This window comes from Nocardia sp. NPDC056564 (assembly GCF_042793755.1).
Taxonomy (GTDB): Bacteria; Actinomycetota; Actinomycetes; order Mycobacteriales; family Mycobacteriaceae; genus Nocardia.
Map to the genome: position 1 here is coordinate 1 of NZ_JBHTUR010000033.1, position 26,040 is coordinate 26,040.

At 69.1% G+C, this 26,040-nt stretch carries 24 protein-coding genes; 17 read left to right on the top strand and 7 right to left on the bottom strand.

The features are described 5' to 3' along the window. Positions 1-145 precede the first annotated feature (145 nt). Positions 146-1,438: a GAF domain-containing protein gene (locus ACFQ9K_RS43245; protein ID WP_378724871.1), complete on the top strand. Its 1,293-nt coding sequence runs from the start codon at positions 146-148 to the stop codon at positions 1,436-1,438. 9 nt (positions 1,439-1,447) lie between these two features. Here ACFQ9K_RS43245 and ACFQ9K_RS43250 read toward each other — a convergent pair whose 3' ends face one another. The 3 genes from ACFQ9K_RS43250 to ACFQ9K_RS43260 all read right to left on the bottom strand — a co-directional run bounded on the left by ACFQ9K_RS43250 (position 1,448) and on the right by ACFQ9K_RS43260 (position 3,852). After that, on the bottom strand, positions 1,448-2,110 hold the full coding sequence (locus tag ACFQ9K_RS43250; protein WP_378724869.1) for a CPBP family intramembrane glutamic endopeptidase: 663 nt from the start codon (positions 2,108-2,110) through the stop codon (positions 1,448-1,450). Continuing rightward, positions 2,107-3,003: an NAD(P)H-binding protein gene (locus ACFQ9K_RS43255; RefSeq protein ID WP_378724868.1), complete on the bottom strand. Its 897-nt coding sequence runs from the start codon at positions 3,001-3,003 to the stop codon at positions 2,107-2,109. Before ACFQ9K_RS43255 ends, ACFQ9K_RS43250 begins: the two co-directional genes overlap by 4 nt. Before the next feature lie 156 nt (positions 3,004-3,159). Beyond that, the gene (locus ACFQ9K_RS43260) at positions 3,160-3,852 is read right to left on the bottom strand and encodes a hypothetical protein (protein WP_378724866.1); all 693 of its coding nucleotides are present in this window, start codon (positions 3,850-3,852) and stop codon (positions 3,160-3,162) included. Between the two features lie 428 nt (positions 3,853-4,280). Here ACFQ9K_RS43260 and ACFQ9K_RS43265 point away from each other — a divergent pair, with 428 nt between their 5' ends. The 9 genes from ACFQ9K_RS43265 to ACFQ9K_RS43305 all read left to right on the top strand — a co-directional run bounded on the left by ACFQ9K_RS43265 (position 4,281) and on the right by ACFQ9K_RS43305 (position 13,677). Beyond that, positions 4,281-5,150 carry a MerR family transcriptional regulator gene (locus ACFQ9K_RS43265; protein WP_378724864.1) on the top strand — a complete coding sequence of 290 codons (870 nt, stop codon included), beginning with the start codon at positions 4,281-4,283 and terminating at the stop codon, positions 5,148-5,150. Positions 5,151-5,470: 320 nt separating this feature from the next. Then, the gene (locus ACFQ9K_RS43270; protein ID WP_378724863.1) at positions 5,471-6,799 is read left to right on the top strand and encodes a glycosyltransferase; all 1,329 of its coding nucleotides are present in this window, start codon (positions 5,471-5,473) and stop codon (positions 6,797-6,799) included. After that, positions 6,796-7,905, top strand: a complete 1,110-nt coding sequence (locus ACFQ9K_RS43275; protein ID WP_378724861.1) for a polyprenyl synthetase family protein — start codon at positions 6,796-6,798, stop codon at positions 7,903-7,905. The genes ACFQ9K_RS43270 and ACFQ9K_RS43275 overlap by 4 nt, the downstream gene beginning before the upstream one ends. Before the next feature lie 12 nt (positions 7,906-7,917). After that, positions 7,918-9,432, top strand: a complete 1,515-nt coding sequence (gene crtI / locus ACFQ9K_RS43280; RefSeq protein WP_378724859.1) for a phytoene desaturase family protein — start codon at positions 7,918-7,920, stop codon at positions 9,430-9,432. Positions 9,433-9,442: 10 nt separating this feature from the next. After that, positions 9,443-10,414, top strand: coding sequence for a phytoene/squalene synthase family protein (locus ACFQ9K_RS43285; RefSeq protein ID WP_378724857.1), 972 nt, complete (start codon positions 9,443-9,445; stop codon positions 10,412-10,414). Between the two features lie 8 nt (positions 10,415-10,422). Further along, a complete protein-coding gene (locus ACFQ9K_RS43290; RefSeq protein ID WP_378724855.1) occupies positions 10,423-10,776 on the top strand; it encodes a lycopene cyclase domain-containing protein in 354 nt (117 codons plus the stop codon). Further along, positions 10,776-11,102 carry a lycopene cyclase domain-containing protein gene (locus ACFQ9K_RS43295; RefSeq protein ID WP_378724874.1) on the top strand — a complete coding sequence of 109 codons (327 nt, stop codon included), beginning with the start codon at positions 10,776-10,778 and terminating at the stop codon, positions 11,100-11,102. The genes ACFQ9K_RS43290 and ACFQ9K_RS43295 overlap by 1 nt, the downstream gene beginning before the upstream one ends. Then, on the top strand, positions 11,099-12,673 hold the full coding sequence (locus tag ACFQ9K_RS43300) for an FAD-dependent oxidoreductase (RefSeq protein WP_378724853.1): 1,575 nt from the start codon (positions 11,099-11,101) through the stop codon (positions 12,671-12,673). The genes ACFQ9K_RS43295 and ACFQ9K_RS43300 overlap by 4 nt, the downstream gene beginning before the upstream one ends. Then, positions 12,673-13,677 (top strand): DUF5914 domain-containing protein, encoded by a 1,005-nt coding sequence (locus ACFQ9K_RS43305; RefSeq protein ID WP_378984491.1) that lies wholly within the window; start codon positions 12,673-12,675, stop codon positions 13,675-13,677. The genes ACFQ9K_RS43300 and ACFQ9K_RS43305 overlap by 1 nt, the downstream gene beginning before the upstream one ends. A 53-nt stretch (positions 13,678-13,730) precedes the next feature. On the opposite strand, the gene ACFQ9K_RS43310 is transcribed toward ACFQ9K_RS43305, so the two are convergent. Continuing rightward, positions 13,731-14,225: a DUF6764 family protein gene (locus tag ACFQ9K_RS43310; protein WP_378984493.1), complete on the bottom strand. Its 495-nt coding sequence runs from the start codon at positions 14,223-14,225 to the stop codon at positions 13,731-13,733. A gap of 312 nt (positions 14,226-14,537) precedes the next feature. On the opposite strand from ACFQ9K_RS43310, the gene ACFQ9K_RS43315 reads away from it, so the two are divergent. Together ACFQ9K_RS43315 and ACFQ9K_RS43320 are read left to right on the top strand one after the other, a co-directional pair. After that, the gene (locus ACFQ9K_RS43315; RefSeq protein ID WP_378721715.1) at positions 14,538-15,074 is read left to right on the top strand and encodes a MarR family winged helix-turn-helix transcriptional regulator; all 537 of its coding nucleotides are present in this window, start codon (positions 14,538-14,540) and stop codon (positions 15,072-15,074) included. A 133-nt stretch (positions 15,075-15,207) separates the two neighbouring features. Next, a complete protein-coding gene (locus ACFQ9K_RS43320) occupies positions 15,208-15,690 on the top strand; it encodes an ATP-binding protein (protein ID WP_378721713.1) in 483 nt (160 codons plus the stop codon). Positions 15,691-15,706: 16 nt separating this feature from the next. On the opposite strand, the gene ACFQ9K_RS43325 is transcribed toward ACFQ9K_RS43320, so the two are convergent. Beyond that, a complete protein-coding gene (locus tag ACFQ9K_RS43325) occupies positions 15,707-16,285 on the bottom strand; it encodes a DUF6968 family protein (protein WP_378721711.1) in 579 nt (192 codons plus the stop codon). A 248-nt stretch (positions 16,286-16,533) separates the two neighbouring features. Here ACFQ9K_RS43325 and ACFQ9K_RS43330 point away from each other — a divergent pair, with 248 nt between their 5' ends. The 3 genes from ACFQ9K_RS43330 to ACFQ9K_RS43340 all read left to right on the top strand — a co-directional run bounded on the left by ACFQ9K_RS43330 (position 16,534) and on the right by ACFQ9K_RS43340 (position 18,697). Further along, complete coding sequence (locus ACFQ9K_RS43330; RefSeq protein ID WP_378721716.1) at positions 16,534-17,178, top strand: TetR/AcrR family transcriptional regulator; 645 nt, start codon at positions 16,534-16,536, stop codon at positions 17,176-17,178. Between the two features lie 62 nt (positions 17,179-17,240). Further along, on the top strand, positions 17,241-17,699 hold the full coding sequence (locus ACFQ9K_RS43335) for an anti-sigma factor antagonist (RefSeq protein ID WP_378721710.1): 459 nt from the start codon (positions 17,241-17,243) through the stop codon (positions 17,697-17,699). Between the two features lie 62 nt (positions 17,700-17,761). Further along, positions 17,762-18,697, top strand: a complete 936-nt coding sequence (locus ACFQ9K_RS43340) for a hypothetical protein (protein ID WP_378721709.1) — start codon at positions 17,762-17,764, stop codon at positions 18,695-18,697. Between the two features lie 7 nt (positions 18,698-18,704). Here the strand turns inward: ACFQ9K_RS43340 and ACFQ9K_RS43345 are convergent, their stop codons facing one another. Next, positions 18,705-22,838, bottom strand: coding sequence for a TIR domain-containing protein (locus ACFQ9K_RS43345; protein ID WP_378721708.1), 4,134 nt, complete (start codon positions 22,836-22,838; stop codon positions 18,705-18,707). Between the two features lie 181 nt (positions 22,839-23,019). Continuing rightward, a complete protein-coding gene (locus ACFQ9K_RS43350; RefSeq protein ID WP_378721707.1) occupies positions 23,020-23,439 on the bottom strand; it encodes an Hsp20/alpha crystallin family protein in 420 nt (139 codons plus the stop codon). 191 nt (positions 23,440-23,630) lie between these two features. Here ACFQ9K_RS43350 and ACFQ9K_RS43355 point away from each other — a divergent pair, with 191 nt between their 5' ends. Continuing rightward, positions 23,631-24,143: a nitroreductase/quinone reductase family protein gene (locus ACFQ9K_RS43355; RefSeq protein ID WP_378721706.1), complete on the top strand. Its 513-nt coding sequence runs from the start codon at positions 23,631-23,633 to the stop codon at positions 24,141-24,143. A 797-nt stretch (positions 24,144-24,940) separates the two neighbouring features. Beyond that, positions 24,941-25,582 carry a C1 family peptidase gene (locus ACFQ9K_RS43360; protein ID WP_378721705.1) on the top strand — a complete coding sequence of 214 codons (642 nt, stop codon included), beginning with the start codon at positions 24,941-24,943 and terminating at the stop codon, positions 25,580-25,582. Positions 25,583-26,040 lie beyond the last annotated feature (458 nt).

The following is a 26,040-nucleotide window of genomic DNA, read 5'->3' on the forward strand; positions in this document are numbered from 1 at the left end:
GATATCGACACCGTCGCGGCGGCGCGCCCGTCGCCGATGGCGATGAATTCCCGCTGCGGCAAGCAGGTAGCGTTTCGTCCAGCTCGGTTACGTCCGTGTCCGAGTGATCAGTCGACCTAGATGTAGCGGAGAGGCGAGCCAAAACATGACAGTGGTGCCCGGTCAGCGGCCGAGCGGTGCGGTTCGGACCGTCGCGGAGGACGCGGCGGAGCAGGATCTGCGCGCCTTGTTCGGGCAGTCTCGCGTGGTGTTCGCCTCGCTCGCGGGCCCGGACCAGGTACTGGAGACCGCGAACCCGGCGTTCGTCGCCGTGCTGGGCGAGGACCGTGCGCGCAGTGGTCGCGCACTCGCCGAGATCGGGCCCGAGCTGGTCGATCAGGGTGTGCTTGCGGCGCTGGATCAGGTCTATCACACGGGTGAAACCCGAACGGGCCGTGATGTTCTGGTCGTGCTGGGCAGTGGTGCGCAGGCGCGGGAGGCCTGCTTCGACGTCACCTACGAGCCGCGGCGCGACGGCGCGGGCTCGGTGATCGGGACCCGGATGATCGGGGTGGAGACCACCCAGGCCAAGCAGGTCCAGCGGCTGCTGGCCGAACAGCGTGCCCTGGTGGAGCAGATCGCGCGCGCGGCGCCGCTGGCCGAGGTGCTGGACGGGATGGCGCGCTGCATCGAAGCGCTCGCGCCGGATCAGGTCCTCGTGTCCGTGCTGCTCGCCGATCGCGACGGCGAGCACCTGCGGCACGGTGCCGCGCCGAGCCTGCCGGAGTTCTACAACGAGGCCATCGACGGCATCGCCACCGGCGAGGGTGTCGGCTCGTGCGGCACCGCCGCGCATCGCCGGGAACCGGTCATCGTCACCGACATCGGTACCGATCCGTTCTGGGACGACTTCCGCGAGTTGGCCGTTCGGGCGGGCCTGGCCGCGTGCTGGTCGACGCCGATCCTGGCCCGCGACGGCAGCCTGCTCGGCACGTTCGCCATGTACCACCGTGTCCCGCGGGTTCCGCAGGACAGCGACTTCGCCCTCGCCCGGGTCTTCGCCGACACCGCGTCGCTGGCCATCGAACGCCACCACATCGAACAGGCGAAGGCGGTCGCTGAGGCGCGCGCCGAGGCCGCCCGTGACGAACTGACCCAGGCGCTGCGCGCGGAGAGCGCGTTGCGCGCCGAGGCGGAGCAGCGGGCCGAGGCGGCCGCCGAACTCGCCGCGCGGATGCGCAGCGCGGCGGCCGCGCAGGCCGGTGCGCCGCACCCGGACCGCTGTGAACTCGGCGGTCCCGAGAAATGCACCGGGGCAGCGGAATTGAAGATCGCCGACTCCTGGGGCGACTCGGCGTGGGGGTGCACCTCGCACGTCGAGGAAGCCATCCTCAACGTACGCTCGGTGTTCATCGCCAGCGAGGAACTCGGCGGCTTGGCGGCTTACGTCAACCGCTGACGCCGCGGATCAGGCGAGCCTGTCGCTCGGATCGGTCCGCGATCGGTCCCGGAACAGCGGCGGCAGGTAGTGCAGTATCAGGGCGGACCAGGTGAGGTGGGTCAACAGGGGCGCCTGGATGCCGCCGGTGGCGCGGCGTTGCAGGCCGAACAGGGTGCCCATGAGGACCGAGGCCAAGACCAGGGCCGGGTTGCGGGTCGCGGCGGTGGTGCAGGCGTAGATCCCGGTCGAGACCAGGACCGGGTGCCTGCCCGCGACCGAGTAGACGGCCCCGCGGAAGAAGATCTCCTCGGCCGCCCCGTTGGCCAGGGTGATCAGCAGTACCCGCGGCGTCGGTCCTTGTTCGGCGTAGCTCAAGACGCTGGTGATCGCCCTGCGCAGGAAGGGGATTCGGCGGGAGATCAGGCCGCAGCCGTAGAACACCGCGAATGTCCCGGCGCCGATCAGGACGGGACCGAGCACCGGGGAGCGCGGCTCGGTGTCCTCGACCCGGGATATGCCACCGCCCAGCGTCCAGGCCGCAGCGGTGGCGAGGGTGAGCCGGTAGAACCGGGCGGAATCGGGTTCGGCGGCGAACGAGGCACCGAGCAGTCCGGTGCCGGCGACCGCGACCGCCGCGACCCGGCGTCGTCGTGCGGCGAGCGGGCGGGCGGGTCGGAAGCTGCGGCTCATGCGGTCTGTTCGGCTTCGGTGCGCTCGTCGAGGGCCCGCCGGACGGCGTCGTCGTAGCTGAGCGGTTCGAAGGGCACCAGTGCGCGAATGCTGTTGTCCCGCACCACCACCTCGTTGGACATCGAGTCGACGAGCGTGCGTCCCGTCGTGGTGTCGACATCGGTCACCAACGACAGCCACAGTGACGACAGCTGCGGGGTGAGCAGCGGCACGGGCACGACCACCAACGGCCGTTTCTCGATTTTCGCCACTCGGCGCAACATGTCGGCGTACTCGAGCACGTCGGGACCGCCGATCTCGAACGTGCGTCCGGCGGATTCGGGCTTGTCCAGCACGCCGACCAGGTAGCGGACCACGTCGTCGACCGCGATCGGCTGGGTTCGGGTGCGCACCCAGCGGGGTGTGACCATGGCGGGCAGGTGCTCCACGAGTTGGCGGGTGATCTCCCAGGAGATACCGCCGTGTCCGACAATGATTCCCGCACGCAGCGTGGTGACCGGCACGCCCGCCGCGGCGAGCAGCCCCTCGACCTCGCGCCGGCTGCGCAGATGCGCGGACAGGTCGTCGCTGTCCTCGCCGAGGCCGCCGAGATAGATGATCCGGCGCACGCCCGCGTCGGCGGCGGCCCGGCCGAAGTTGCGCGCGGCCTCGGCATCCCTGCGCTCGAAATCGGCCTCCGCCAGCGAGTGCACGAGATAGTAGGCGGCGGTGCAGTCGGCCATGGCGGTGCGCAGCGAGGCGATATCCGCGACGTCCGCGCCGACCGGGGTGCCGATGCCGCGATAGGACTCGGGGTGCCTGGTCATGGCGCGGACGGCATGGCCCGCGCCGGCCAATTCCGGGCACAGACGTTTACCTACGAAGCCGGTCGAACCCGCGACGAGCACTGTCATCAGAGTGTCCTGTCCGTAGTTCTGGCGTGGAGTCGGCGGCTGCCGGGTTGGGCGAGCCGCATGTGCCACGCTACTCAGGACAACCCGTTATCGCATCAATCATGCATCGCTTGTCACACCCCAGGCACGGAGCGGCTATTCGTCACCTCCGGGTTGCTAGGTCGAAATGCGTTGCAGATCGCTGATCAGCCAGCGCCCGTCGGGTTGCTCCTCGGCGGTGACGACGGTCGCGATCAGGGCGAGCGCCGGGTTCGGCGCTAGATCGCTGGTCGAGGACTGTTTGACATAACCGATGCCGAGTGCGGTGGTGCCGGTGATCGCCCGCAATCCGCAATTGAATTCGATCACCTCGCTCCGGCTATTGGTGGCGAAAAGATAATCGCGGGTCGCTCGTTGTGTATCGATGAGTTGCTGGCGATGCGCACCGGTCGCCGAATCAATTGCTCCGGCAAAATATTCGTCGAGTGCTTGCGGATGATAAGTCCAGGTGTGATTTATGTAGTTATGAATGGAATGCAGAGCGGCGATATGGCGACTGCCGATGCGCGATATCTCCTGGGGCAGGTCGGCGGCCGGCACGCTCCTCGTCGTGATGGTGCTTGCCGCGGCCGCGCTGCTGGTGGGGGTGTTCGTGCTGGTAGTGGCCGTGGTGGCCACCTGGGCGGCGACGGAGTTCGCGTCCCCGGGATTGCGCAGGACAGCGGTCGCGCCGAGGGCGACGGCGCTCAGCGGTACCACGCCGACGAGGGCTGCCAACTTGCGTCGCCCGATACGCCGTTGGGCGGGCGGCACGTCGGGAAAGGGGGGAGGAGAAGCCGGAGCGAACGGGGGTGGCTCGTTTTCGATCACAGGATGATTCCTCACTGTTGGTCGGCCGACCGCGCGATAGTACCCACACCGGTGCGGGCCGGTGAAAGGTTTCATAAACTCCGTACCACGCTGCGCAATTCGGCCGGAAATGGGAACTATGCGTCGATCGGGAAGTTGTTCCGAATTGCGCGGTTTGCCGTCGATCGGTGCAGGTCGACGGTCCGCTCTGTGCGGGCGCCTGCTACCCCTCGGCGCCGCGTGCTGGGTGGTTGCCACAAGCACTGGGTCAATGCGGCCGGTGCGGAGCAACCGCGCGACGCCGGTCCGGACGCGGACTCGGCGACCCGTGTCGGCCGACGCGCCGGTACGCGTTTCGATGCACCGATTATGCATCGCTATTATGATCGGTTCATGAAATCGGCCGCGGATTCCTCACGTGGGTCGCCGGAAGCGCTCGGCAGCGCGGGGTGACCGACTCCAGTGACGTCGACGAGTCGGCGGCCGAATACACCGTGGGCGAGGTCGCGGGCAGGCTCGGCATTCCGGTGGCGACGCTGCGCAGCTGGAATCGCCGGTACGGGCTCGGGCCATCGGGACACACGCCGGGCCGGCATCGGCACTACGCCGCGGAGGACCTGGCGATGATCAGGCGGATGGTGGACCTGGTGCGGACAGGCGCCAGCCCGGCGAGCGCGGCCAGGGCCGCTCGCGCGACCGTCGCGCCGGTGCTCGGTGACGTGGCGCCGGTGCTGGCCGCCGGGCGACGGCTGGACGGCGTGGAACTGCTCGCCACGATTTCCGCGCACCTCGCCCGCTACGGGGTGGTAGCGACCTGGAACCGGCTGTGCCGCCCCGCTTTCGCGGAGATCGTCGGCCGCCAGGCGCGCGACGGTGGGCTCATCGATGTCGAACACCTGCTGTCCTGGGCGGTCGCGACCAGCTTGCACCGGACCGTCCCGATGCCCGGCCGCGGGGCCGAGCGCACGGGGATCGTGCTGGCCTGCACCGCTGAGGAGAATCACGCGTTGCCGTTGGAAGCGTTGCGGGCCGCGCTGGCGGAGCGCGGTCTCGCCGCGGTGTTCCTTGGGCCCTCGATGCCGGACAGCGGCCTGGCGGATGCCTTGTCCCGGCAGGCTCGGCCGCCGTTGGTAGTGCTGTGGTCGCAATCGGTGCTGACCGCGCAGCCCGGGGCGGTTCGGGTCGCGTTGGCGAGTTCGAGTGCCGTGTTGCTGGCCGGGCCGGGCTGGTACGGGAGCGATGTCCCGCCGGGGGCCCGGCACGTGAATTCGCTGGAGGACGCGGTCGAGCAGATCGTGGACGCGGTCGGCGCCCGCTGAGCTCCGTCGGCGTGATCGAGTGTCGGGCACCCCGCGCGCTTGTCGATTTGTTAAGTTTCTGAAATAGTCGCGATGGTGTGCATCGCTTCTGCATCATTTGACGTACGATGGTTCGTGACCGGATTCGCGCGGGGATGTCCCCGGACGAGTCGATGCCGCGCGCGGTGTGCAGTCGGGCCGCACCGGGCGTTGTGGCCCGCAGGGGTGCCGCAGGCGTCCGTCGGCGGTGCCGAGATGCGTTGCGACGGAAGTGATCAGGTCGCGTGCTCGATGACGACGTGGGCCGAATCCCGCTACCGGACGAGTGAAGGATTGTGAGGATGGCTCGGTATCTGCTGGGCGTGAGTGCGATACCAGGACACGTCGCGCCCATGGTCGTCGTCGCGGAGGAACTGCGCCGCCGCGGGCACGACGTGCACGTGCTGACCGGCGCGGCGTTCCGGGCGGACGTGACCGCTCGCGGTCTCGCGATGTCGGCGCTCCCGGCGGACGCCGAAGTGGCGCCGGTTGGGCCGCGGCGCGGGCGGGGGGCGGTGCGGCGCTGGCGAATCGGGCGCGCCGAACTGCGGTCGGTGTTTCTGGCGCCGCTGACCGCGCAGTACACGGCGTTGGGCTCGGCCCTGGCGGGCGCGGAATTCGATGCGGTGCTGGTGGATTCGATGTTCACCGGCGCGATCCCACTGCTGGTGTCGGAGCGGCCGCGGCCGCCGATCGTGGTGTGCGGCGTGGGTCCGTTGACGTTGTGCAGCGCCGACTGCGCACCGTTCGGGGTGGGCAGGCCGCCCTGGCCCGAGCGTGACCACTCGCGGATGAATTGGTTCGTCCGGCGTGTCCTCTTCCGCGCCGACCAGGCGCGGCTGGACACCATCCTGCACGGCGTCGGCCTGCCGTCCGCACCGGTCTTCCTGCTCGATTGGCCACGGCTGGCCGACCGCCTGCTCCAGTTCACCGTGCCCGGATTCGAGTACCCGCGGCGCGACCTGCCCGCGTCGGTGGTGTTCACCGGACCGATTCCGAGTTCGCTCGGCGCCGACCACGAAGTGCCCGCGTGGTGGGGTGTGCTCGATGGACGGCGGTTGGTCGTCCATGTGACGCAAGGGACTTGGGACAACGGCGATCTCGGTCAGCTGCTGCGGCCCACGCTGGCCGCGCTGGGGGATCGCTCGGATGTCCTGATCGTGGCCGGCACCGGCGGCTCTCCGGCACCGGTGGGACCGCTACCCGCCAACGCCGTCGCCTGCGACTTCGTCCCGTACTCGCGTCTGCTTCCGCACGTCGATGTGATGATCACCAACGGCGGCTACGGCGGGGTGCAGCAGGCGTTGCGGCACGGGATCCCGCTGATCGTGGCCGGCGAGACCGCGGACAAACCGGAAGTGGCCGCGCGCGTGGCGTATACCGGCGCGGGCATCAATCTGGACAGCGCCTCGCCGAGTCCGTCCGCGGTGGCCGCGGCCGTCGATCGAATAGTGCGCGACAACAGCTTTCGTGCCGCGGCCGGTCGGCTCGCCGCCGAAATGGCGCGGCACTCGCCGTTCGAGACCATCGCCGCGGTGCTGGACGACATCAGGCCTTCCGCAGGCGCGTCGCGGCACGCGGTGTCCGCCGACAGTGCAATCGCGATCCGGCAGCGAGGGGAATCGCTATGAGTACCAAGCCGTTCGACACCAGCTCGCCGTCCGTCGGCGATGCGCTGACGCCCGGCGCGGGATTCGAGGCCTGGTACGCGAGCAACCGAGCCAAGGTGCTGCACGAGCTGGACACCTTCTTGCGAAAGGTGAACATCGAGGATCTGCGCGACACCGGTGTCGACGCGATCCTGCGGCAGTACGCGGTCGGCGGCAAATGCGTGCGCTCGACGTTCATGTATCTGGGCTGGCTCTGCGGTGCGCAGCCGGATCCGGCCGCGCTGCGTGCGGCCGCGTCTCTGGAACTGCTGCACGGTTTCGCGCTGCTGCAAGACGATGTGATGGATGACGGGGTATTACGGCGCGGATCGGCGGCCGCGCATGTGCGCCTCGCCGACGGCTACCGCCGGCGCGGCCTGCCCGGCTCCGCCTCCCGGTTCGGCGAATCGGCGGCCATCCTGCTCGGCGATATGTGCCTGGTGTGGGCCGAACAGATGCTGCGGGACAGCGGCATCTCCGATGCCGCGCTGCGCCGGGTGTGGGCCGGTTACGACGCCATGCGGATCGAGCTGGCGATCGGCCAGTTCGCCGATCTGACCAACGACGTGCGCGCCCTGCCGACCATGGATTCCGTGCTGGCCATCGCCCGCGCGAAGTCCGGCAACTACACCGTGCTGCGACCGCTGGAGTTGGGCGCGACCATGGCCGGATGCTCGGAGCGGACGCTGATGATGCTGGCCCGCTACGGAACTCGGATCGGCGAGGCCTTCCAGCTCCGTGACGATCTACTCGGAATCTTCGGATCCGCCGCGACCACCGGCAAACCGGAGGACAGCGACCTGGGGCAGCACAAGGCGACCAGTGTGGTGGTCGCCGCGTTCGACACCGGCGATGTCACGGTCCGGCGGGAACTGACCGAATTGCTCTGTCTGCCCGAATTGGACGCCCCCGCGATTGCCCGATGCCGCGAATTGATCGCGGCCTCCGGCGCCCCGGACCGGATCGAAGCGATGATCACCGATCGCGTGGCCGAGGCGCGCGCCGCGCTCGCCGACGCCGGGCTCGACCGGGACGGATGTTCGGCGCTGGAACAGATGGCGTTGCTGTGCACCGCACGGCAACAGTGACGAGGAGGATCAATGCGTACAGTGACCGGATCCAGCGACCACGTGGTGGTCGTGGGCGCGGGCCTGGCCGGGCTGTCCACGGCCATCCATCTCGCCGGACGGGGTCGCCGGGTCACGGTGGTGGAACGCGCGGCCGTGCCGGGCGGGCGGATGGGCCGCCTCGACCTGGACGGGTATCGAATCGACACCGGCCCAACGGTATTGACCATGCCCGAGCTGCTCGACGAGGTGTTCGACGCGGTCGGCGAGCACACCCGGGACCGGCTGAGCCTGCACCCGGTGACGCCGGCCTATCACGCGGTCTACGCCGACGGCCGCACCCTCGACGTGCACAGCGACCCGGACGCGATGGCACAGGCCGTCACCGACTTCGCGGGCGCCGAGCAGGCAGCGGGATATCGGCGACTGCGGGACTGGCTGAGCAGGCTGTATCGCGCCGAGTTCGATCGGTTCATCGCGGCCAACTTCGAGTCGCCGCTGTCGATGCTGACACCGGCGTTGGCCCGGCTGACCGCGTTGGGCGGCTTTCGCCGCTGGGACCGCAAGGTCGCCGACTTCATCTCCGATCCGGACCTGCGCCGAGTCTTCACCTTCCAGTCGCTCTACGCCGGGGTCGCCCCGGACCGGGCGCTCGCGGCCTACGCGGTGATCGCCCACATGGACACGATGTCCGGGGTCTCCTTTCCGCAGGGCGGGATGCGCTCGGTTCCCGACGCGCTGGCCGCCGCGGCGGCCGCCGCGGGTGTGCGGTTCCACTACCGGAGCACGGTCACCGAACTGGAGCGCTCGGGTGGCCGGGTGACCGCGGTGCATACGGACCAGGGCGATCGGATCGCCTGTGACGCAGTGGTGTTGACCACCGAACTGCATCGCACCTACGAACTGCTCGGCCACCGGCCGCGACGTCCCGGCGGGGTCCGCTCGGCGCCGTCGGCGGTGGTGCTGCACCTCGCCTGCGACCGTCAGCCGGATCTGCCGCATCACTCGCTGCTGTTCGGCCGCGAGTGGGCCAACTCGTTCCGGGAGATCATCGACGAGGGGCAGGTGATGTCCGACCCGTCGCTGCTGCTGACCCGCTCGACCGCCGGGGATCCGGCCTTGGCCCCGGCCGGCCGCGACCTGTTGTTCCTGCTCGCGCCGGCGCCGAATCTGCGACGCGGACACATCGATTGGGCGAACCGGCAGGGCGCCTACGCCGAGCAGATCCTGGATATCGCGCAGCGCCGCACAGGTTCTCGCTGGCCGGAGCTCGAGGTGTTGCGGGTGGTCACGCCGGCCGACTGGGCGGAGCAGGACATGCTCGACGGCAGCCCGTTCGCGCTGGCGCACACCTTCGCCCAGACCGGGCCGTTCCGCCCGGCCAACATGATTCGCGGCCTCGACAATGTGGTGCTCGCCGGCGGCTCGACCGTGCCGGGGGTCGGGATCCCGCCGGTGCTGATCTCCGGTCGCCTTGCCGCCGACCGCATTACCGGACGCACCGATATCCGGCGCCGTGCCGCCTCACCCATCCGCCCCTCGTCCTGATCGGAAGACTATGACGCGCAGGGAACTAGCCGCGGCGGGCATCACCGATCCGTCGCTTCGAGAATCCTATCGATGCTGCCGTGCGCTGAATGCCCAGCACGGCAAGACCTTCTTCCTCGCGACCAGACTGCTCGCCCCCGACCAGCGGCCGGGCGTGCACGCGCTGTACGGATTCGCCCGCCGCGCGGACGACATCCTCGACGAGTTCGATCCCGCCCGCACGGCCGGCGATCGGGCGGCCGACTTGGACGCGCTCGCCGGGCAATTCGTCAGCGGCGACAGCGGCGGCGATCCGGTGCTCGCCGCGGTGCTGCACACGGCGGACCGCTACGGCATCGACGCGCACCTGTTCGATGCGTTCCTGGCATCGATGCGGATGGATCTGACCGTCACCGACTACCCGGACCGCGCCGCGCTCGACACCTACGTCTACGGGTCCGCCGAGGTGATCGGCCTGCAGTTGCTGCCGATCCTCGGCGTCACCGAATCCATCGCCGACGCCGCGCCGTACGCGGCCGCGCTGGGGAAAGCCTTCCAACTCACCAACTTTCTGCGCGACGTCGACGAGGACCTGGCGCGCGACCGGGTCTACCTGCCCGCCGACGAACTCGCCGCGCACGGCGTCGACCGAGACCTGCTTGCCTGGTGCAGCCGCCGTCGGCAGGCCGAGCCCAGGGTCCGCCGAGCGCTGGCCGAGCAGCACGAAATCACCAGGGAGATATATCGATTCGCGCGCGGCGGCATCGAGCGACTGGCGCCGCGCTCGCGTCCCTGTGTGGCCACCGCGTCCACGCTGTACGCGGAGATCCTGGCGCGCATCGAGGAGGCCGATTTCGAGGTCTTCGGCCGGCGGGCCAGGGTGAGCACCGCCCGCCGGGCGCGCGTCGGCGTCGCGGGCGTGGCGCGCGCCTGGTGGGCCCGGCACGCGCCATCGAATTCGCCCCTCGCACCGGATATGTCGCAGCAGCCCGAGCGGACCTAGGAGCCGAGATGGCGCATTGGCAATATCTCTCGATCCTGGCCCTCTGCCTGGTGCTGACGGCACCGCTGGAGTTCCTGGGCCCTGGCGTCTATCGGCGCCCACGGCTGCTGTTGGCCGCGATCGCGCCCGCGCTGGTCGTGTTCGTGGTGTGGGATCTGCTCGCCATCGCCGGCGGGGTCTGGAGTTACGACCCGCGATTCGTTCTCGGCGTGCGGCTGCCCGGATCCATGCCGGTCGAGGAGTTCCTGTTCTTCCTGGTGATTCCGCTCTGCGGGCTGCTGACCTTCGGCGCCGTGGAGACGCTGCTCGCGCGCGCACGCCCGGCCCGGGCGCGGACCAGGGACCGCGGAGCGAGCCGATGATCGCCGGGATCGGCTACACCGTGCCCGCCGTGCTCGCCGTCGTGCTGGTCTGCCTGCTCGAGCTGACGGTTCTGCGCACCGGACTGCTGCGCAAGCGGGCGTACTGGCTGTCGATGCTCATCGTCCTCGGCTTCCAGATCCCGGTGGACGGCTGGCTGACCCGGCTCGACGCGCCGACCGTTCGCTACAACCCGGATCACATTCTCGGCCTGCGGTTTCCGTGGGACATCCCGATCGAGGACTTCCTGTTCGGCTTCGCCCTGGTGACCGCGGTGCTGCTGAGCTGGGAACGTGCCCGACAGCACCAGGAAGGACAGCGGACATGACGGCAGCACCGCTCGGCCGGGATCCGCGCCGCGTGCGTTATCCGGCCCGGCCGGGCCGACGCGACATCGGGCAGAACGGTCATCGCCCGGTGGCGGTCGTGGTCGGCGCCGGCATCGCGGGGCTGGCCGCGGCCACCGGTCTCGCCGAACGCGGGTTCCGGGTCGAGGTGGTCGAGCGGGAGCGATACCTCGGCGGCCGCGTGGGCGGCTGGACCGAGCGGCTCGCCGACGGCACCCCGATCGGCATGAACCGCGGCTTCCACGCCTTCTTCGCCCAGTACTACAACTTGCGCAAGCTGTTGTCCCGCAGCGATCCGACGCTCTCGGCGCTGCACCGGATCGGCGACTATCCGCTCATCGACGCGGCGGGCCGCCGCGACACCTTCCGCAACCTGCCGCGCACCCCACCGTGGAACGCGCTCGCCTTCGCGCTGCGCAGCCCCACCTTCCGGCTGCGCGACCTCGTTCGCATCGATGCGCGGGCGGCAGCGCCGCTGGCGGCGGTGTCCGTGCCGGGTATCTATGACCGGTTGGACCGGGTGGACGCCGAAACGTTCTTGCGGCGCATCAACTTTCCGGAGGCCGCCCGGCATCTGGCGTTCGAGGTGTTCTCCCGCAGCTTCTTCGTCGAGCCGCAGCACATGTCCGCGGCCGAGCTGGCGACCATGTTCCACATCTATTTCCTCGGCTCCAGCGAGGGTCTGGTGTTCGATGTCGCGCGGGACAACTTCGATGCCGCCCTGTGGACGCCGCTCGCGGATCATCTCACCGGCGAACCGACGCCGCACCGGCCGGGCCGGGTCGAGTTCCACACCGGCGTGGCCATCACCGAGGTCGAATCGAGCGGCCCCCGGTTCCGGCTGACCGCGGACACCGGCGCCACGCTCGAAGCGGACGCGGTCGTGCTCGCCGTCGACGCCGCCGCGTTGCGCGCGCTGGTGGCCCGGTCGCCGTCCCTGGGCGATCCCGAATGGCGTTCTCGGGTAGCGGAATTGGGTAGTGCGCCGGCGTTCGCCGTGCTGCGGCTGTGGCTGAATCGACCGTTGCGCGCGGACCGGCCCGGCTTTCTCGCGACCGGGAATCTGGATCCGCTGGACAACATCAGCGTCCTGGATCGGTACGAGCGCACGGCCACGGAGTGGGCCCGGGACCACGGCGGCAGCGTGGTCGAATTGCACGCCTACGCCGCGGCCGAGCGAACGCCGGCACCCGCGGCGCAGCTGGCGATCCGGGACAAGCTGGTGGCCCGTCTGCACGATATCTACCCGGAATCCGCCGGTGCCGAGATCGTCGGCGAGCACATGCTGTGGCGGCAGGACTGTCCGCGGTTCGCACCCGGTGATTTCGCGCGCCGCCCAGGGGTTCGCACCCCGCATCCGCGGCTGATGCTCGCCGGTGACGGGATCCGGGTGGAGCTGCCGGTCGCGCTGATGGAGCGGGCCGCGACCACCGGCTGGCTCGCCGCCGACCTCCTGTCCGGCGAGTGGGGCGGCGCCGGGCATTCCGTGCAGACCGTCCCGGCCCGCGGCCGATCGATGCTGCTGCGCAGCCTCGCGGAAAGGCAGTCATGATGGCTAATGGTTCACCGCTGCAACGGTTTTCCCCGGAGAAGTGGTCGCGGCAGCGGCCCACCTTCCAGGATGCGGACCCGCGAATCATCGGGAGCGCCCTGCGGTGGTCTCAGCAGTTGCCGAGCGGTAATTGGTATGCGTTCGCGGCGAGCCGGAGCATTCGTGGCGATCGGCCGTTCGGCACGACGATCGCCGGCGTCGAGATCGTCGCGTGGCGGGACGGTGCGGGCGCGCTGCACGTGGGTCCTGGCGCCTGTCCGCACCTGGGCGCGCCATTGGACGCCGCGCAGGTCGACGGCTCCGCACTGATCTGCCGCTGGCACGGGTTGCGCGTGGGGTCGGACGGGGGCACCGGCCGCTGGTGTCCGTTCCCCAGCCATGACGACGGCGTGCTGGCGTGGGTGCGACTGGATGCGGTCGGTGGCGAAACACCGACGGACGCACCGATTCTCGGCGCCCGCCCGGCCGATTCGACGGTGCATGCGGTGACCCGGTTGACCGGCACCTGCGAACCGCGCGACATCATGGCCAACCGCCTGGACCCGTGGCACGGCGCGTGGTTCCATCCCTATTCGTTTGCCCGTCTGGAGGTGACGCAGGCGCCGCCGCGCGAGGGCATCACCGAGGAAACGCACCGCTTCCTGCTCACGGTGACCTTTCGGGTGACGCGCCGCCTGGGCGTCCCGGTCGAGGCCGAGTTCACCTGCCCGGATCCGCGCACCATCGTGATGCGTATCGTCGAGGGGGAGGGGAAGGGCAGCGTCGTCGAAACCCATGCCACGCCACTGGGTTCCGGACCGGACGGACAAGCCCGCACCGCCGTGGTCGAGGCCGTGATCGCCGATTCCGAGCGGGCCGGATTCCGCTTCGCCCACCACGCGCTTCCGCTACTGCGCCCGCTGATGAACCACGCCGCCACGCGGTTGTGGCGCGACGATATGGCCTACGCCGAACGCCGGTACCAGCTGCGTCGACGGGATGCGCAGGCGCCCACAGCCCCCTGACGGGGGAGCGGGTTGCCGGCGACAACGGGGCCGCCGGCAACCTGTTTCGGGCGTCAGCCGAGCGACAGGCAACCCTGGAAGGTCTGGAAGTCGCCGGCGAAGCCGACCCCGCCGGAGCAGGTGGGGCCGGTGACCCCGTCGACGACCACGCTCGCGCCCGGTCCGGCGATGCCGATGGCCAGGCCCGGCCGGACGCCGACCGTGGTCACGGTGGCTCCCGGGCCCACCGCGATCGCGGCGGGCCCGGACAGCGTCGCCGAGCGCGAAGTCGCCGAGCCGCCGTTCTGCGCGATGGCCAGCGACAGGCTGGTCGGTGCCGCGTCGGCCGACGCCGAGCCGTTGAGGCCGTACGCCGCCGCGGCGGCGCCGCCGGCGCTGGTCGCGGAGCATTGCGCGCCCCCGGCCGTCACCGCGGTGGCCGCGGCCCCGGGTGCCGGGCACGCGGTGTCGGCGGCCGCGGCCTCGGGGGCCGCCAGCGCCAAGGCGCACGCCGCCGAACCTGCCCCGAGGAGGGCTGCGGCACTGCGGCGAGTGAATGAGATGTTCATGGTGTCTCCTGCGGTGTGGCCACCGGGTTTCACCGGGCCGATGCGCGCGTCCAGCCCGGCGGTCACGCCGAAATCTGTTGTGCGGTTGCGGATCACCGCGCCGGCGCATCCCGGCGCGGTACCTCTCCCACCGTAGCGAACAAACGATGCAAAATCGATGCATTCCGGAGATTGGTGCCGGCTGCGGAAATCGACCGGAGATCGAGGTCGGCAGGGGTGGCGGCGCCCGTATCGGCGCGGTACCCTTGACGCCTCTCTCAGAAACTTAATATTTAAGCAATGGAGGTAACCGGCCGGGTTAGTCTTACCGACGTGACAGGATCTGACTGGCCGGCGACCGGTGCCGCCTCCACGCGGGACGGGCGGCGCGAATCGCTGGAGACCGAGATCGCGGCCGACATCCGCGCGCTGACCGCGATCTCCGACCAACTCGGCCACGTCTTCGCCCGATCGAACAACCTGCGCCCCAACGACTTCCGAGCGTTGCTGCACATCGCCACCGCCGAATTCGCCGGCCGGCCGCTCACGCCGGGGCAGCTCGGCCGCTTGATGGGCATGAGTTCCGCCGCGGTGACCTACCTCGTGGAACGGATGATCCAGTCGGGCCATCTACGCCGGGAGATCGATCCGACGGATCGCCGGCGGGTCATCCTCTATCACGACGAGCAAGGCATGGCCGCCGCCCGCGACTTCTTCCTCCCGGTGGGCGCCAGCACCCGCTCGGCCATGGCCGAGCTACCCGACCAGGATCTGCACGCCGCCCACCGTGTGCTGACCGCGGTGATCGCCTCGCTCCGTACCCATTTCGACCACGTGATCGAGGCGCCGGGACCGCCGAAGCAACCCTGACGGCAGCGCTCGCCGGATGCGCTGTGTGATTGCTCGTGATTGAAACCGCGGATATGTGGTAGATCGCTACCACGCGAATGCACAGGGGATCGGTGCATACCTTCGCGTGGCGATAAGGAGGTCTGCACCGACGATGATCCAAGAACCTCGATCATCGAGTTCCGGCGAGGCGCGGCGTGCAGCGGACGCTGCGCCGGCATCCGGAGCGGCGCCGTCCGGTTCGTCGACTCCGCTGGAGTTGGCGTTCGCGGCCGACGCCGCTGAGCTGTCCGCGGTCCGCGCCGCGCTGCGCGAGTGGCTGGACCGTTCGCGGGTGCGCGCGGATCAGGGCGTCGACGTGGTGCTGGCGGTCAGTGAGGCGTGCACCAATGCGGTCGAACACGGCCACCGGGGTGACGGCGGTGAGATCCGGTTGCGCGTCTGGATACAGGACGACCGCCTGCGGGTCACGGTCGCCGACACCGGCCGGTGGCAGCCGCCGGCCGCGCCGGCGAACACGTATCGAGGTCGCGGGCTCCCCGTGATGGAGGCCCTGATGGATTCGGTGACTATCACGCCGGGGTCGTCCGGCACGGTCGTGGAGATGGCGACGGCGCTCCGCCGCGCCGAGGACTAGGGACGCGGCGCGACGTTCACGACACCCGGCTCAGCGGCCAGTCCGCGGGCAGGTGCAGCCAGGCGCCGATCATGCGCAGCACCGTCAGCACCGCTTGAATCTCGTCTTGACCGGACGCTATCGCGTGCGGGTGGCCGTCGATACGGAACGGGCACAGATAGAACTCGCCCTCCGTGGCCCGCAGTGGCCTGCCGATGGCGATCGTTCGCGGGCCGTCGGCGGTGGTCAAGGTGCGGATCGCGATCAACTCCCCGAGCGCGTAGCTCGCGGCGGGCGACCGGGTGAGCCGGTCTATGTGCGGGGAAGGAAAGCCCAGATGCGCCGGGCCGGCAACCGTGTACGCGTGACCCTCCTCGTTCGCCCGGGCCAGCACCTCGCCGATATCGGCCAGCGCGCAGTACAACGCCGCGATCGCGTCCACACCGACCGCGGAGGATTCACCCCAATCCTGAATCCGGTACGGGCACACCGTTCCCGAGTCCGGACCGAGTCCGGGCTTGCCCACCTCGATCAACAGCCGCTTGTCCCCGTTCGCCACCACCCGGGTGGCGATCACCTCGCTGATCTGACTCTGCACCGTCTCTCGCTCGCGCATTCGCACCTCCGCTGTGCGCGTCGACTCGTCCATGCCCGTACGCACGACCGTATGCTCAGGCGGTACCCGTTCCTGGTCGAGTCAACCGGGTGCACGGTGAAATAGGCTGGCCTTTGGTCTTGCTTCAACGCGTGCGGTGAGGGGATGTCCCGGTGGGTGAACATCACGACGATCGCGTAGAGGATTCGGCGACGACGCCTGACTCTCGCGACTCCGAGTCGAGCGAGCGCGACGACTCGCGCGCACCGTTGAGCAGACGCCTGATCCTCGAGGCCGCCATCGATCTGGTCGATCGGGAAGGCCTGCGCAAGCTGACCATGCGCAGGCTCGGCTCGGCCTGCGGGGTCGAGGCCATGGCGCTGTACCGCTACGTGCACAGCCGCGAAGATCTGCTCGGCGGCATGGTCGATGTGCTGATCGGCGATCTGCACACCAACCAGCTCGCCGCCCGCCGCAAGGAAGACGGCTGGCAGGATTTCCTGGTGCGGTTGGCGCACGGGGTGCGCAAGATCGCGCTGGATCATCCGGAGTTGTTCCCGTTGACCGCGACCCGCCCGCCGGAAGCGCCGTGGGTGCGGCCGCCGTTGCGGAGTTTGCGGTGGATGGAGACGTTTCTCGAGACCCTGCTGTCCTACGGATTCGACGACGACGCCGCGGTCGGCGCGTACCGCTCCTACACGACATTCCTGCTGGGCCAGTTGTTGCTGGAGGTCGCCGCCCGAGGTCCGGCGACGACCGGGGAGGCGGAGCGCTCGCCGGTCGACGGGTTGTCGGAGTTTCCGCAGCTGTTCCGGTTGCAGCCGAAGCTGTCGCAGGACCGCAGCGCCATCGAGTTCGAGGAGGCGCTGGAAGCGTTGCTCGACCGGATCGAACTCATGCTCGCCGTCGACTGACCGAACCGTTCGGCCGTCGAGGTTGAACTCGGTGCGGCGAGGATACAATGTAAACTCGCTGTGTGACCGACTTCGACTCAGACCCGTCAGCTGCGCGAACTGCCCGTTCGGCCGGGACACAGCTGTCGATCGAGGCCGTCGTGCTCGATCGGGTGACCGTCCTGCGGGTCAGCGGCGAGATCGACGTGCTGACCGCTCCGCACTTGGACGCAGCCATCGAGCAGGCGCTGTCGGCGGACGGCGACGAGCCCCGCTGCGGCGTCGTCGTGGACATGTCCGCCGTGACGTTCCTCGCCTCCGCGGGACTGGCGGTGCTGGCCGCCGGCGCGCAGCCGAGGACCGGCGGGCAGCGCATGGCGCTCGTGGCCAACCGCTCGGCGACGCTGCGGCCGCTGCAAGTGACCGGCCTGACGGATCTGCTGAGCGTCTACGACACCGCCACCGAGGCAACCGAGGCGCTGCGCCGCACGCACGGGGGAGCCGTGGACGATCTGGCCGCCCAGGGGGATAAACCCAACTAGGAACAGTCGGGGCGTTGCGGCGATCCGCCGCGAAGGGACCCGCGCGCTCGGATAATCGGCGTATGCAGCCGAAACTGGTGGGCCGGTGGGCAATCGGCGTGACCGCGGTCGCCGCGGTGCTGATCGCCGCGTGGGTCTGCTGGCCGAGCGCGCCCGAGGCGGAGCGGGCCACCGGCTGGCAGGTGCAGACAGACCTGCCGATGCTGGTGACGGGCCCGCGTGGGCTCGCCGTGGGCAGCAACGGGGACGTGTATGTGCCGGAAGCCGGCTATGTGCAGCGACTGCCGTCCGGCGGCTTTCATCCCGAGCGTCTTCCCGTTCCAGGGCTGAAGAGTCCCTTCGCGGTCGCGGTGGGTCCGGCCGACGAGCTGTACGTCGGCGAGTACACAACCAGGCGAGTACTGAAGATCTCGGCGGATCGAAAAACGATCACGCCGCTTCTGTTGCCCGACTCGACGGCCACCGAAACATCGCTCGGAATCGGTGTGGCGGTTGATCATTCGGGGACTCTCTTCGTCACCGACATCGACCGCTCGCGGGTGTTGAAGTTGGCCGCGGGTGCGGCTTCCTTCGAGGTCGTGGCGACCGTCGAGCATGTGCGTCCCGTGCTCGCCGTCTCCGGCGACGGCGATCTCGTCGCCCTCGTGTCGGACCCGGCTCCGGGGCCGGGGACGTCACTGTTGACCTTCCGCGGCGGAGCGGCGCCCGCGGTATCGACCCCGGTCCCCGGCCTGCAGTTCGTCGACGCGATCGCGATCGATCATCGGGGCAACCGGCTGCTCGCGGACAACGCGCTCGCATTCGCCTCGGAGAACGGCGAACTGACGTCGACGAGGACCGCCGCGATCTGGCGGCTCGAGCCACAGGCGGCGACACCGCAGCGGCTGCCGTATACCGATCTCGGTGAGATCGGGGGCATTACGGTGGACGCGGCGGACACCATCTACTACACCGACAGCGAACCGTCCCGGGTCGTGCGGCTCGCGCCGGTGGGATGACCGCCGGTCATCGGCAGGTGTCGCGATAGGGAAGTTCCTGGATGTATTGTCGCCATCCCTCCGCGGAGAGGCTGGAACCCACTGTCGTGCAGCCGATCTCGGCCGGGCCGCGGCGAAGTTCGTGGAGCCGGCGCAGATCCCATTCGACCACGGCCCCTTTGTCGTGACCGGTGAGCAGCCGGCCCGAATCGGCGGTGAAGGTGGCGGCCGCGATGTCGCCGGCCCCGATATCGCGAGGTTCACCGATCTGCGTCGGATGCGCGGGATCGGTGACCAGCCACATCTGCACCTGATCGTTGCCGAAGGTGGCGAGTATCGTTCCGGTCGAGTCGAATTGGGCGCGGAAGTCACTGCCGATTCCGGACAGCACGGCATTGCCGACCGGCTTGGCGTGTGCCGGGTCGGATACGTCCCAGAACTGGCCCGCGCCGTGCTCGATGACCACCAGCACGCCGGCGGCCGGTGCGTACGCGATCTGGGTGCGCTGCTCGAGCGGTATCGCGCCGCGCGGCACCGGATGGTCGGCGTCGGTCAGGTCCCAGAGGGTCAGCATCCGGTGCACCCAGCCGACGGCGTGCAGGCGGCCGTCGGCGGTGAAGGAGACCTGGGCCATGGGTCCGTCGTGGATACCGCGTCCGAGTCGCTTCGGTGCCTCGCGCTGCTCGATGTTCCACACCAGCGAGTTCTGGTAGCTGCCTGCGGCGAGCCGGGTGCCGTCCGGCGCGAACGCGAGGGTGGACACGACCCCGTCGAGGCCGGTCAGCGGAGGACCGAGCCGCCGCGGGTGGTGGCGATCACCGATGTCCCACAGCGACACGGTGCGATCCGGGCCGCCCGTCGCCAACGTCTTGCCGTCGGAGGACAGTGCGACACAGCTGATTCGAATATCGTTGACATAGTCGAGATGCTCGGCGTCGAAGGATGCGGTGCGCACCGGTCCGTCGGGTCGTCCGGTTTCCCAGAGATCGACCTTCCCATTCTTGCCACCTGCCGCGACGAGGTCGCCGCGCGTCGCGACACCGCACCCACCGGCGACCTGGTCGACTTCGCCGGCGAACGGCCGCCCCACCGGCTGCGGTTGGGTGTGTGCGTCGATCGTCCACAGCGTCGTCCGCCCGTCTGCTCCGCCGGCCGCGACGATCCCCTTGGCCGAGAACGCGATCGCGGTCGCGGTGGTGGCATCGCCGATCAGCCGTGCCCGCAGCCGAGCGGTTTTCTCGTCAGCGGGGATTTCGTACAGCCCGACCCCGTTGCCGGACCCGGGCGCGATGGCGAGCTCGGTGCCCGTGGGTCCGTATGCCAGCTTGGCGAAACTGCCACCGATACTCGAGCCGGAGTTCGGGTACAGGCGCGGATGGACCGGATCGGTGACGTCCCAGCGCGTGAGACCGCCCGGAAAGACCGACGCGGCCAGCTGACCGCCATCCGGGGAGAACACGAGATCCTGGGTGATCCCCGGCCCGGTCGGCAGGCGGCTGATCGAGCGCGGCGCATGCCGATCCGAGACATCCCACAGCGTGCTGGCGTTGCGGGCCGCGATCACCAGAAGTCTTCCGTCCGGCGACAATTCGGCGCTGTCGACCGTCTCCTCTGGCGGCGACAGCGTCGCCGTCGGCACCGGATGCTCGAAGTCGCCGAGGTCCCACAACTGCGTCGGCTGCTTGTCGGCGTAACCGATGGCCAGCATCGTCGCCGGCGCGAACTTGATTCTCAGCTTCTCCCAAATGTCCAGGGCCGCGCGCGCTTTGATGCGCGGGCGGGCCGGATCGGTGATGTCCCACTGGATCACGCCGTCCACGCTGGACGAATTGTGCTTGGCCTCGTCGGACGGGGACAGCCCCATGCGCACGTAGACGGCGTTCAGGTCTTGGGCGGCGCCCGTGAGGAGACTCTTGCCGTCCGGAGTGAAGGCGATGTCGGTGATGTCGCTGACCTCGGTGAGCGGCTCGCCGAGTTGCCGTGCGCTGCCGGAGTCGGACCAGCCCCACAGCGCGACCGTCCCGCCCGATTGCTGGACCGCGATCGTCCGCCCGTCCGGCGAGAAGGCCAGCCGGGACACGCTTTTCGGCGGACCGTCGAGGGTGCCCGCGTACCGAGTCGTGGACAGCATATTGATCAACCACTGGCGCGTCTCGTTGCCCGGATCGATCCGATCGGCCGCGAGGCCGAGGCGGATCGCCATGCGCGGGTCGAGATTGCGTAGCTGGTCCGCCTGCGCCAGCAATTGCCGCGCGACCGCGGTGTGCTGGCGCGCCACCGCCTGCTGCTGTTGCACGATCGCGATGACCGCGGCCACCAGTGCCACGCACAGCAGCGCCGAAAGCACGACGGTGGCCCGTCCGCGCCGGAACCGGTCCCTGCGGTAGCTGCGTTCGAGGAATTGCCCCGCCCGCGAACTTATTTCGACCCGCGTGGTGCTGAGGCGGCGCAGGCGGGGCGGCCACTGCCGCAGGTTCGGCCGGGATATCGGTCGCAGGCGCGCGCCCATATCTTTCATCGCCACCGAGAGCCGGTCGCGTTCCCACAGCCGCTGCGGCTTGTGGTTGTCGTTCGCCCATTCGGTCGCGGCGATCTCGACTGCGCGCCGGGCCCGCAGCGCATCGCCCTCGCGAGCGACGGCGTCGCGCAACGGCATCCAGTTCCGCAGGAACGCTTCGTGTGCGGGGGAGACGACGATCTGCCCGTCCTCCTCGGCGGTGGCCAGCAGGCGGTGGGTGACGAAGGCGTCGATCGCCCGCTGCGCGGGCTCGGCGAAACGGGCGCGTGGAACCCGGTCGCGGGTCGGGACACCGCGCTCGTCGACGGTGACCATGCGCAGCAGCGTCGCGATGATCTCCGCGCGCGAAAGCCCGGTCGCCGTGCGCGCCTCGGCCAGCGCGGTCTCCGCCTGCCGGGCCAGTGCGCCTCGGACACCCCCGATTTCGGTGTAGCGCTGATGCGAGAGCCGGTCACCACGACGGAGCCCGGACGCGAGCTGTTCGAGGGTGAACGCGAGCAGCGGGAGGGCGTCGCCGGTCCCGGTGTCCGCCAGCAGCGCGTCGACCAGGCCGTCCTCGATGGTCAGCCCCGCGACCCTGGCCGGTCCCTCGATGACCTCGCGCAATGTCTCGTTCCGTAACGGCAGCACCCGGTGGGTGCGCGTCGGGATGCGCGCGAGCGCGGGGTCGGCGCCGAGTGGGTTCAGGAATTCCGGTCGCAACGTCGCCAGGACCTGTACCGGCCCGCCGATGGCGGGGATGAGCACATCGACGAATTCGGCGCGTTCCGGCGCCGCGGTGCGCCGGAGCAACTCCTCGAACTGGTCGATCACCAGCAGCAGCTTGCGGTCGGCGCCGGCCTGCTCGGCGAACAGGAGTTCATTGGCGGCGTCTCGAAAACCGTTGCCGGTCAGTCGTTCGCGCTGGAACGGCGTTTCCCGATCCAAGCCGGCGCGTCCTCTGGCGGTCGCGAGCGAGCGCGCCAGCGCGCCCACCGGGTCGGTGCCGGGAACGATCGGTTCGAGCGGTGACCAGAGCGGTTCCCCGGCGATGCGCGGGATGACGCCCGCCCGCACCAGCGAGGATTTCCCGCACCCCGACGGCCCGATCACGAGCTGGATCGCGGGTTCGTCGCGGGTGGCGGGTTTGCGCAACAGCTCGGCGATCTCCGCGGCCTCGCGCGCGCGGCCGAAGAACACCCGATGCCGGCCGATGTCGAAGGCGTCGAGGCCCGGATACGGCGATCGGTCGTCGGACCAGCCGAGGCCGCCGCCCGCGTCCAGCCTGCGCAGGGCGACCGTGAGCCGCTGCCTGGCCAGCGCGGGTTCGGCCGCGGCATCGGACTGCTGCAGCGATTTCAGCAGGGGATGCACGACGTCGGCCTCGACCCGGACCGTCAGCAGCATGCTGCCGTTGGCCTTCGCGATCCCGACCTCCGCCGCGCACCAGACCGACGCGAGATAGGCCCGGGTGACCACACAGACGACGGCATCGGCCCACCGCAGCCGCCGATAGAGTTCGCGCTCCCACTCCTCGCCGACGATCAACCCGTCGACCGGGTGCAGATCCAGGAAGACCTCGTGCCCGTCGGCCACCAGCCAGCCGCGAATCTCACTGGCCCACTCGTGGTCCACGCGCGCGTGACTGATGAATACCCTGGCCAACACTTCTCCCACGCGGAGGCCGAACTGCCAGCCCAACAGTACCGGCACGGCGCCCCGGCGGGCGGCCGTTTCGCGTGGTCAGGTGAGCAGCCGTGGGCCGACGCGGCTTCCGGCTCGACCGCCCCGGGGCGGTCCGTCGCGCTAGCCGGGTGTCGGCCCAGGCGGCCTGGGCGGGGCTGCGTCAGGCGTCGATCGCCTGCTTGCCGTTGGCGCGTTCGATCTCGATCTTGCGGGGCTTGGCCTTCTCCGCGACCGGAATCACAAGGCGCAGTACACCATCGGTGTAGTCGGCGCGAATGTGGTCGGTATCGAGTCCCTCGCCCAGGAACAACTGACGGCTGAACACGCCGCGCGGGCGTTCCGCGGCGATCATCGATCGGTTCGAATCCAACTGCGGGCGCTGGGCTTTCACCGTCACCACATTGCGTTCGATGTCCAGATCCAGCGATGCCGGATCGATTCCCGGCAGGTCCAGCTCGACCAGGAACTGCTCCCCGTCACGCCAAGCGTCCATCGGCATCACCGCGGGCCGCGCCGCCGTGCCGAACACCTGCTGCGTGAAACGGTCCAGGTCACGAAAAGGATCGGTACGCATCAGCATGGTCGCCACTTCTCACACACTCCGTTCTGTGTAGTAGAAACCAGATAACCTCTGTCATCTGGTATAGATTTGTTTTAGCACTCTCGGCAGGAGAGTGCAAGCAGCTGCCACAGAAAATCTAACGCAGATTGAGGGAAGATCGCTGTCTAGTTAGGACCGTAACTGTCCTAGGGCCACGGCATACTGGGATCATGAGCGAAACCGAAGCTACTGCGGGACAGCGGGACCAGGCCGAGATCACCGACTTCAACGATCCGAACGCGCCGTGGAACCAGGCGTGGGACCAGGACGTCAGCATCGCCGACTGGAACGACGATGTGATCAAGGAGTTCCGGGAGAACGCGGGCAAGGTGGGTGGTGCGTACGCGGGCGGCGACCTCATCCTGCTCACCACGACCGGCGCCAAGAGCGGCAAGCGGCACACGACGCCGCTGGGACCGCTGTTCCGGGACGACATCATGTACGTGAGCTCGTTCATCGAGGGCAAGTACCCGGCCTGGTGGTACAACATCAAGGCGAACCCGCAGGTGACCATCGAGTTCCGGGACAAGACCTACCCGGCGACCGGCACCGTGCTCGAGGGCGCGGACTACGCGGAGTTCGCGGCTTGGGCGCTGGCCGCCAACCCGCTGCTCGCGGATTTCCAGTCCAAGGTCGATCGGCCGATTCCGCTGGTCGTGCTGACCTTCGGCGGTGCGAGCTGAGCGAGTTCCGATGCGATGGCGATTCTTTCGCGATGCTCCTGCTAGGCTCTGGCCCACTTTCCGTGATCAGGTCTAGAGCCGCGGCACCCGGACGAGCGCCCAGTCCATGGCTGCGACGAAGTTCCGTGCCGCCCAAACGATCCGAGCCAGATTCGGTCAGGGCTCAACGACACCCACGTAGAACAGAGCACCGGCAAAGTCAGGCCCTCTGTCGTCTTCAGCAAGACCCAATGCGGTAGCCCACTGCTCGGCAACGCGAGCTGCTTCCCCTTCGACGAACTCTGGACCCACCTGGCCTCGGATGTGCAGAACCGGTCCTCCGGTTTGGCCATGCATTCGGCCGAAATGTGCTGAGGCATCCACTCGCCAGTCGAGCGGTGGCAAGTCTTCGCTCCCGCCGAGGTGATTAACGTATGCGCAAGCAGCATCGTTCATAGAGCATTACGCAGTGTGGTCGTGTTTATCTTCACCGATCCCCCTCACCGACGCTCGCCGTGAACGCTCCATATCGTACCCAACGGCTCGTCCGCCTCAACGGCTCCGGCGTTGCCGGCCATCTCCGCGTGACCGCTTCGCTCAGCGGGCACAGCGGCTACTTAAGGGCGGACGTTGAGAGGCTGTGCCAGCCAACCATTCTGGGCGACCGGCCAACGCCCGCCTAGCGGCATTTGCGGACATTTGCTGTATCGATCGGATCACACGCGACACTCCGTCCCCATCCGCGCAGTCCGCAGGTCCGAATACCGGGAGCTACGGTAGATCGGACCGCCGGTCTGCCTCTACAGATGGGATCACGGATGCCCGCTCTGCGAACAACGGTTGTCCTCGTTGCCTCGGCTGCAGCTCTGTTGGTCGCGGCCGGAGCCGGAGCGGCGCAGGCCGCACCCAAGGTGCCGGATTCCTGGAATTGGACACAACAGGGCAAGGTGACACCCGTGCGTGACCAGGGACAGTGCGAAGACAGCCTAGGGTTCGCAGCTGCGGCGGCAGTGGAATCCGCAGTTGCGATCAAACGCAAAACCACCCCGCCCGATTACGGGTACATACCGACCGAGGGTTACTCGGATTCATCGGAGTGTGCGGAATTCCGCACCAAGTGGCCCGCCCCTCGAGCAGGCACTGTCAGTGGTTGGACCGGTGTCGATACCGACGAGGAGGCCATAAAAACGGCGGTGGTCAAGCACGGTCCCGTTCGTGTGCGGATGTCAGGCAATGATCTGCCCACATACACTTCTGGAATCTTCCGCTGTGCCACGGTGCAGCTCGACACCGCCATGGTTGTCGTGGGCTATGGCACCGAAGGCGGGAAAAACTACTGGATCGCAAAAAACAGCTTCGGTCCCGACTGGGGCGAACACGGCTATATCAAGGTCACCCGAGATCCAGCTGGCGACTGTGGCATCTCAAAGCAAGCCGACTACCCCATAGTTTCCGACTGACCGCTCCCGGCCTAATCCTCTCGACGACGACGGCGGCGGTGGTGCAGGAGAGGCGCACGGTAATCGGCAGAAGAGGATGTCCCAGAAGCGTTGATGGCAGACCGGTTCGAGGCCGGCCACCGATCGCTCACAACGGGCGCTCCGCGGCATGTGCGGACGTTCGTTGATCGGCGGGTCGTGGTGTGATTGCAGCGAGCTGGCCTCAGTCTGCGACGCCGAGGCCCTGTGAGAGTTCTGGCGTGTCGACGATCCGCAGCCGCGCCCGGCTCGCTCAGCATGCGAGGAGCCGTTGTTCGCGGAGCCGCATCGTGCGGGTGGCGCTCCCATTCAGGAGGTCTGCGGCAACGAATGTGGATTTGACAGTGGTGCCGGCCGCCGGTCGGCCCCAACGATCTTCGGGGCCGACCGTCCACCCGACGCGCGTTGAAGGGCCGCCGTGGTCCTCCAGCTGGCCAGCA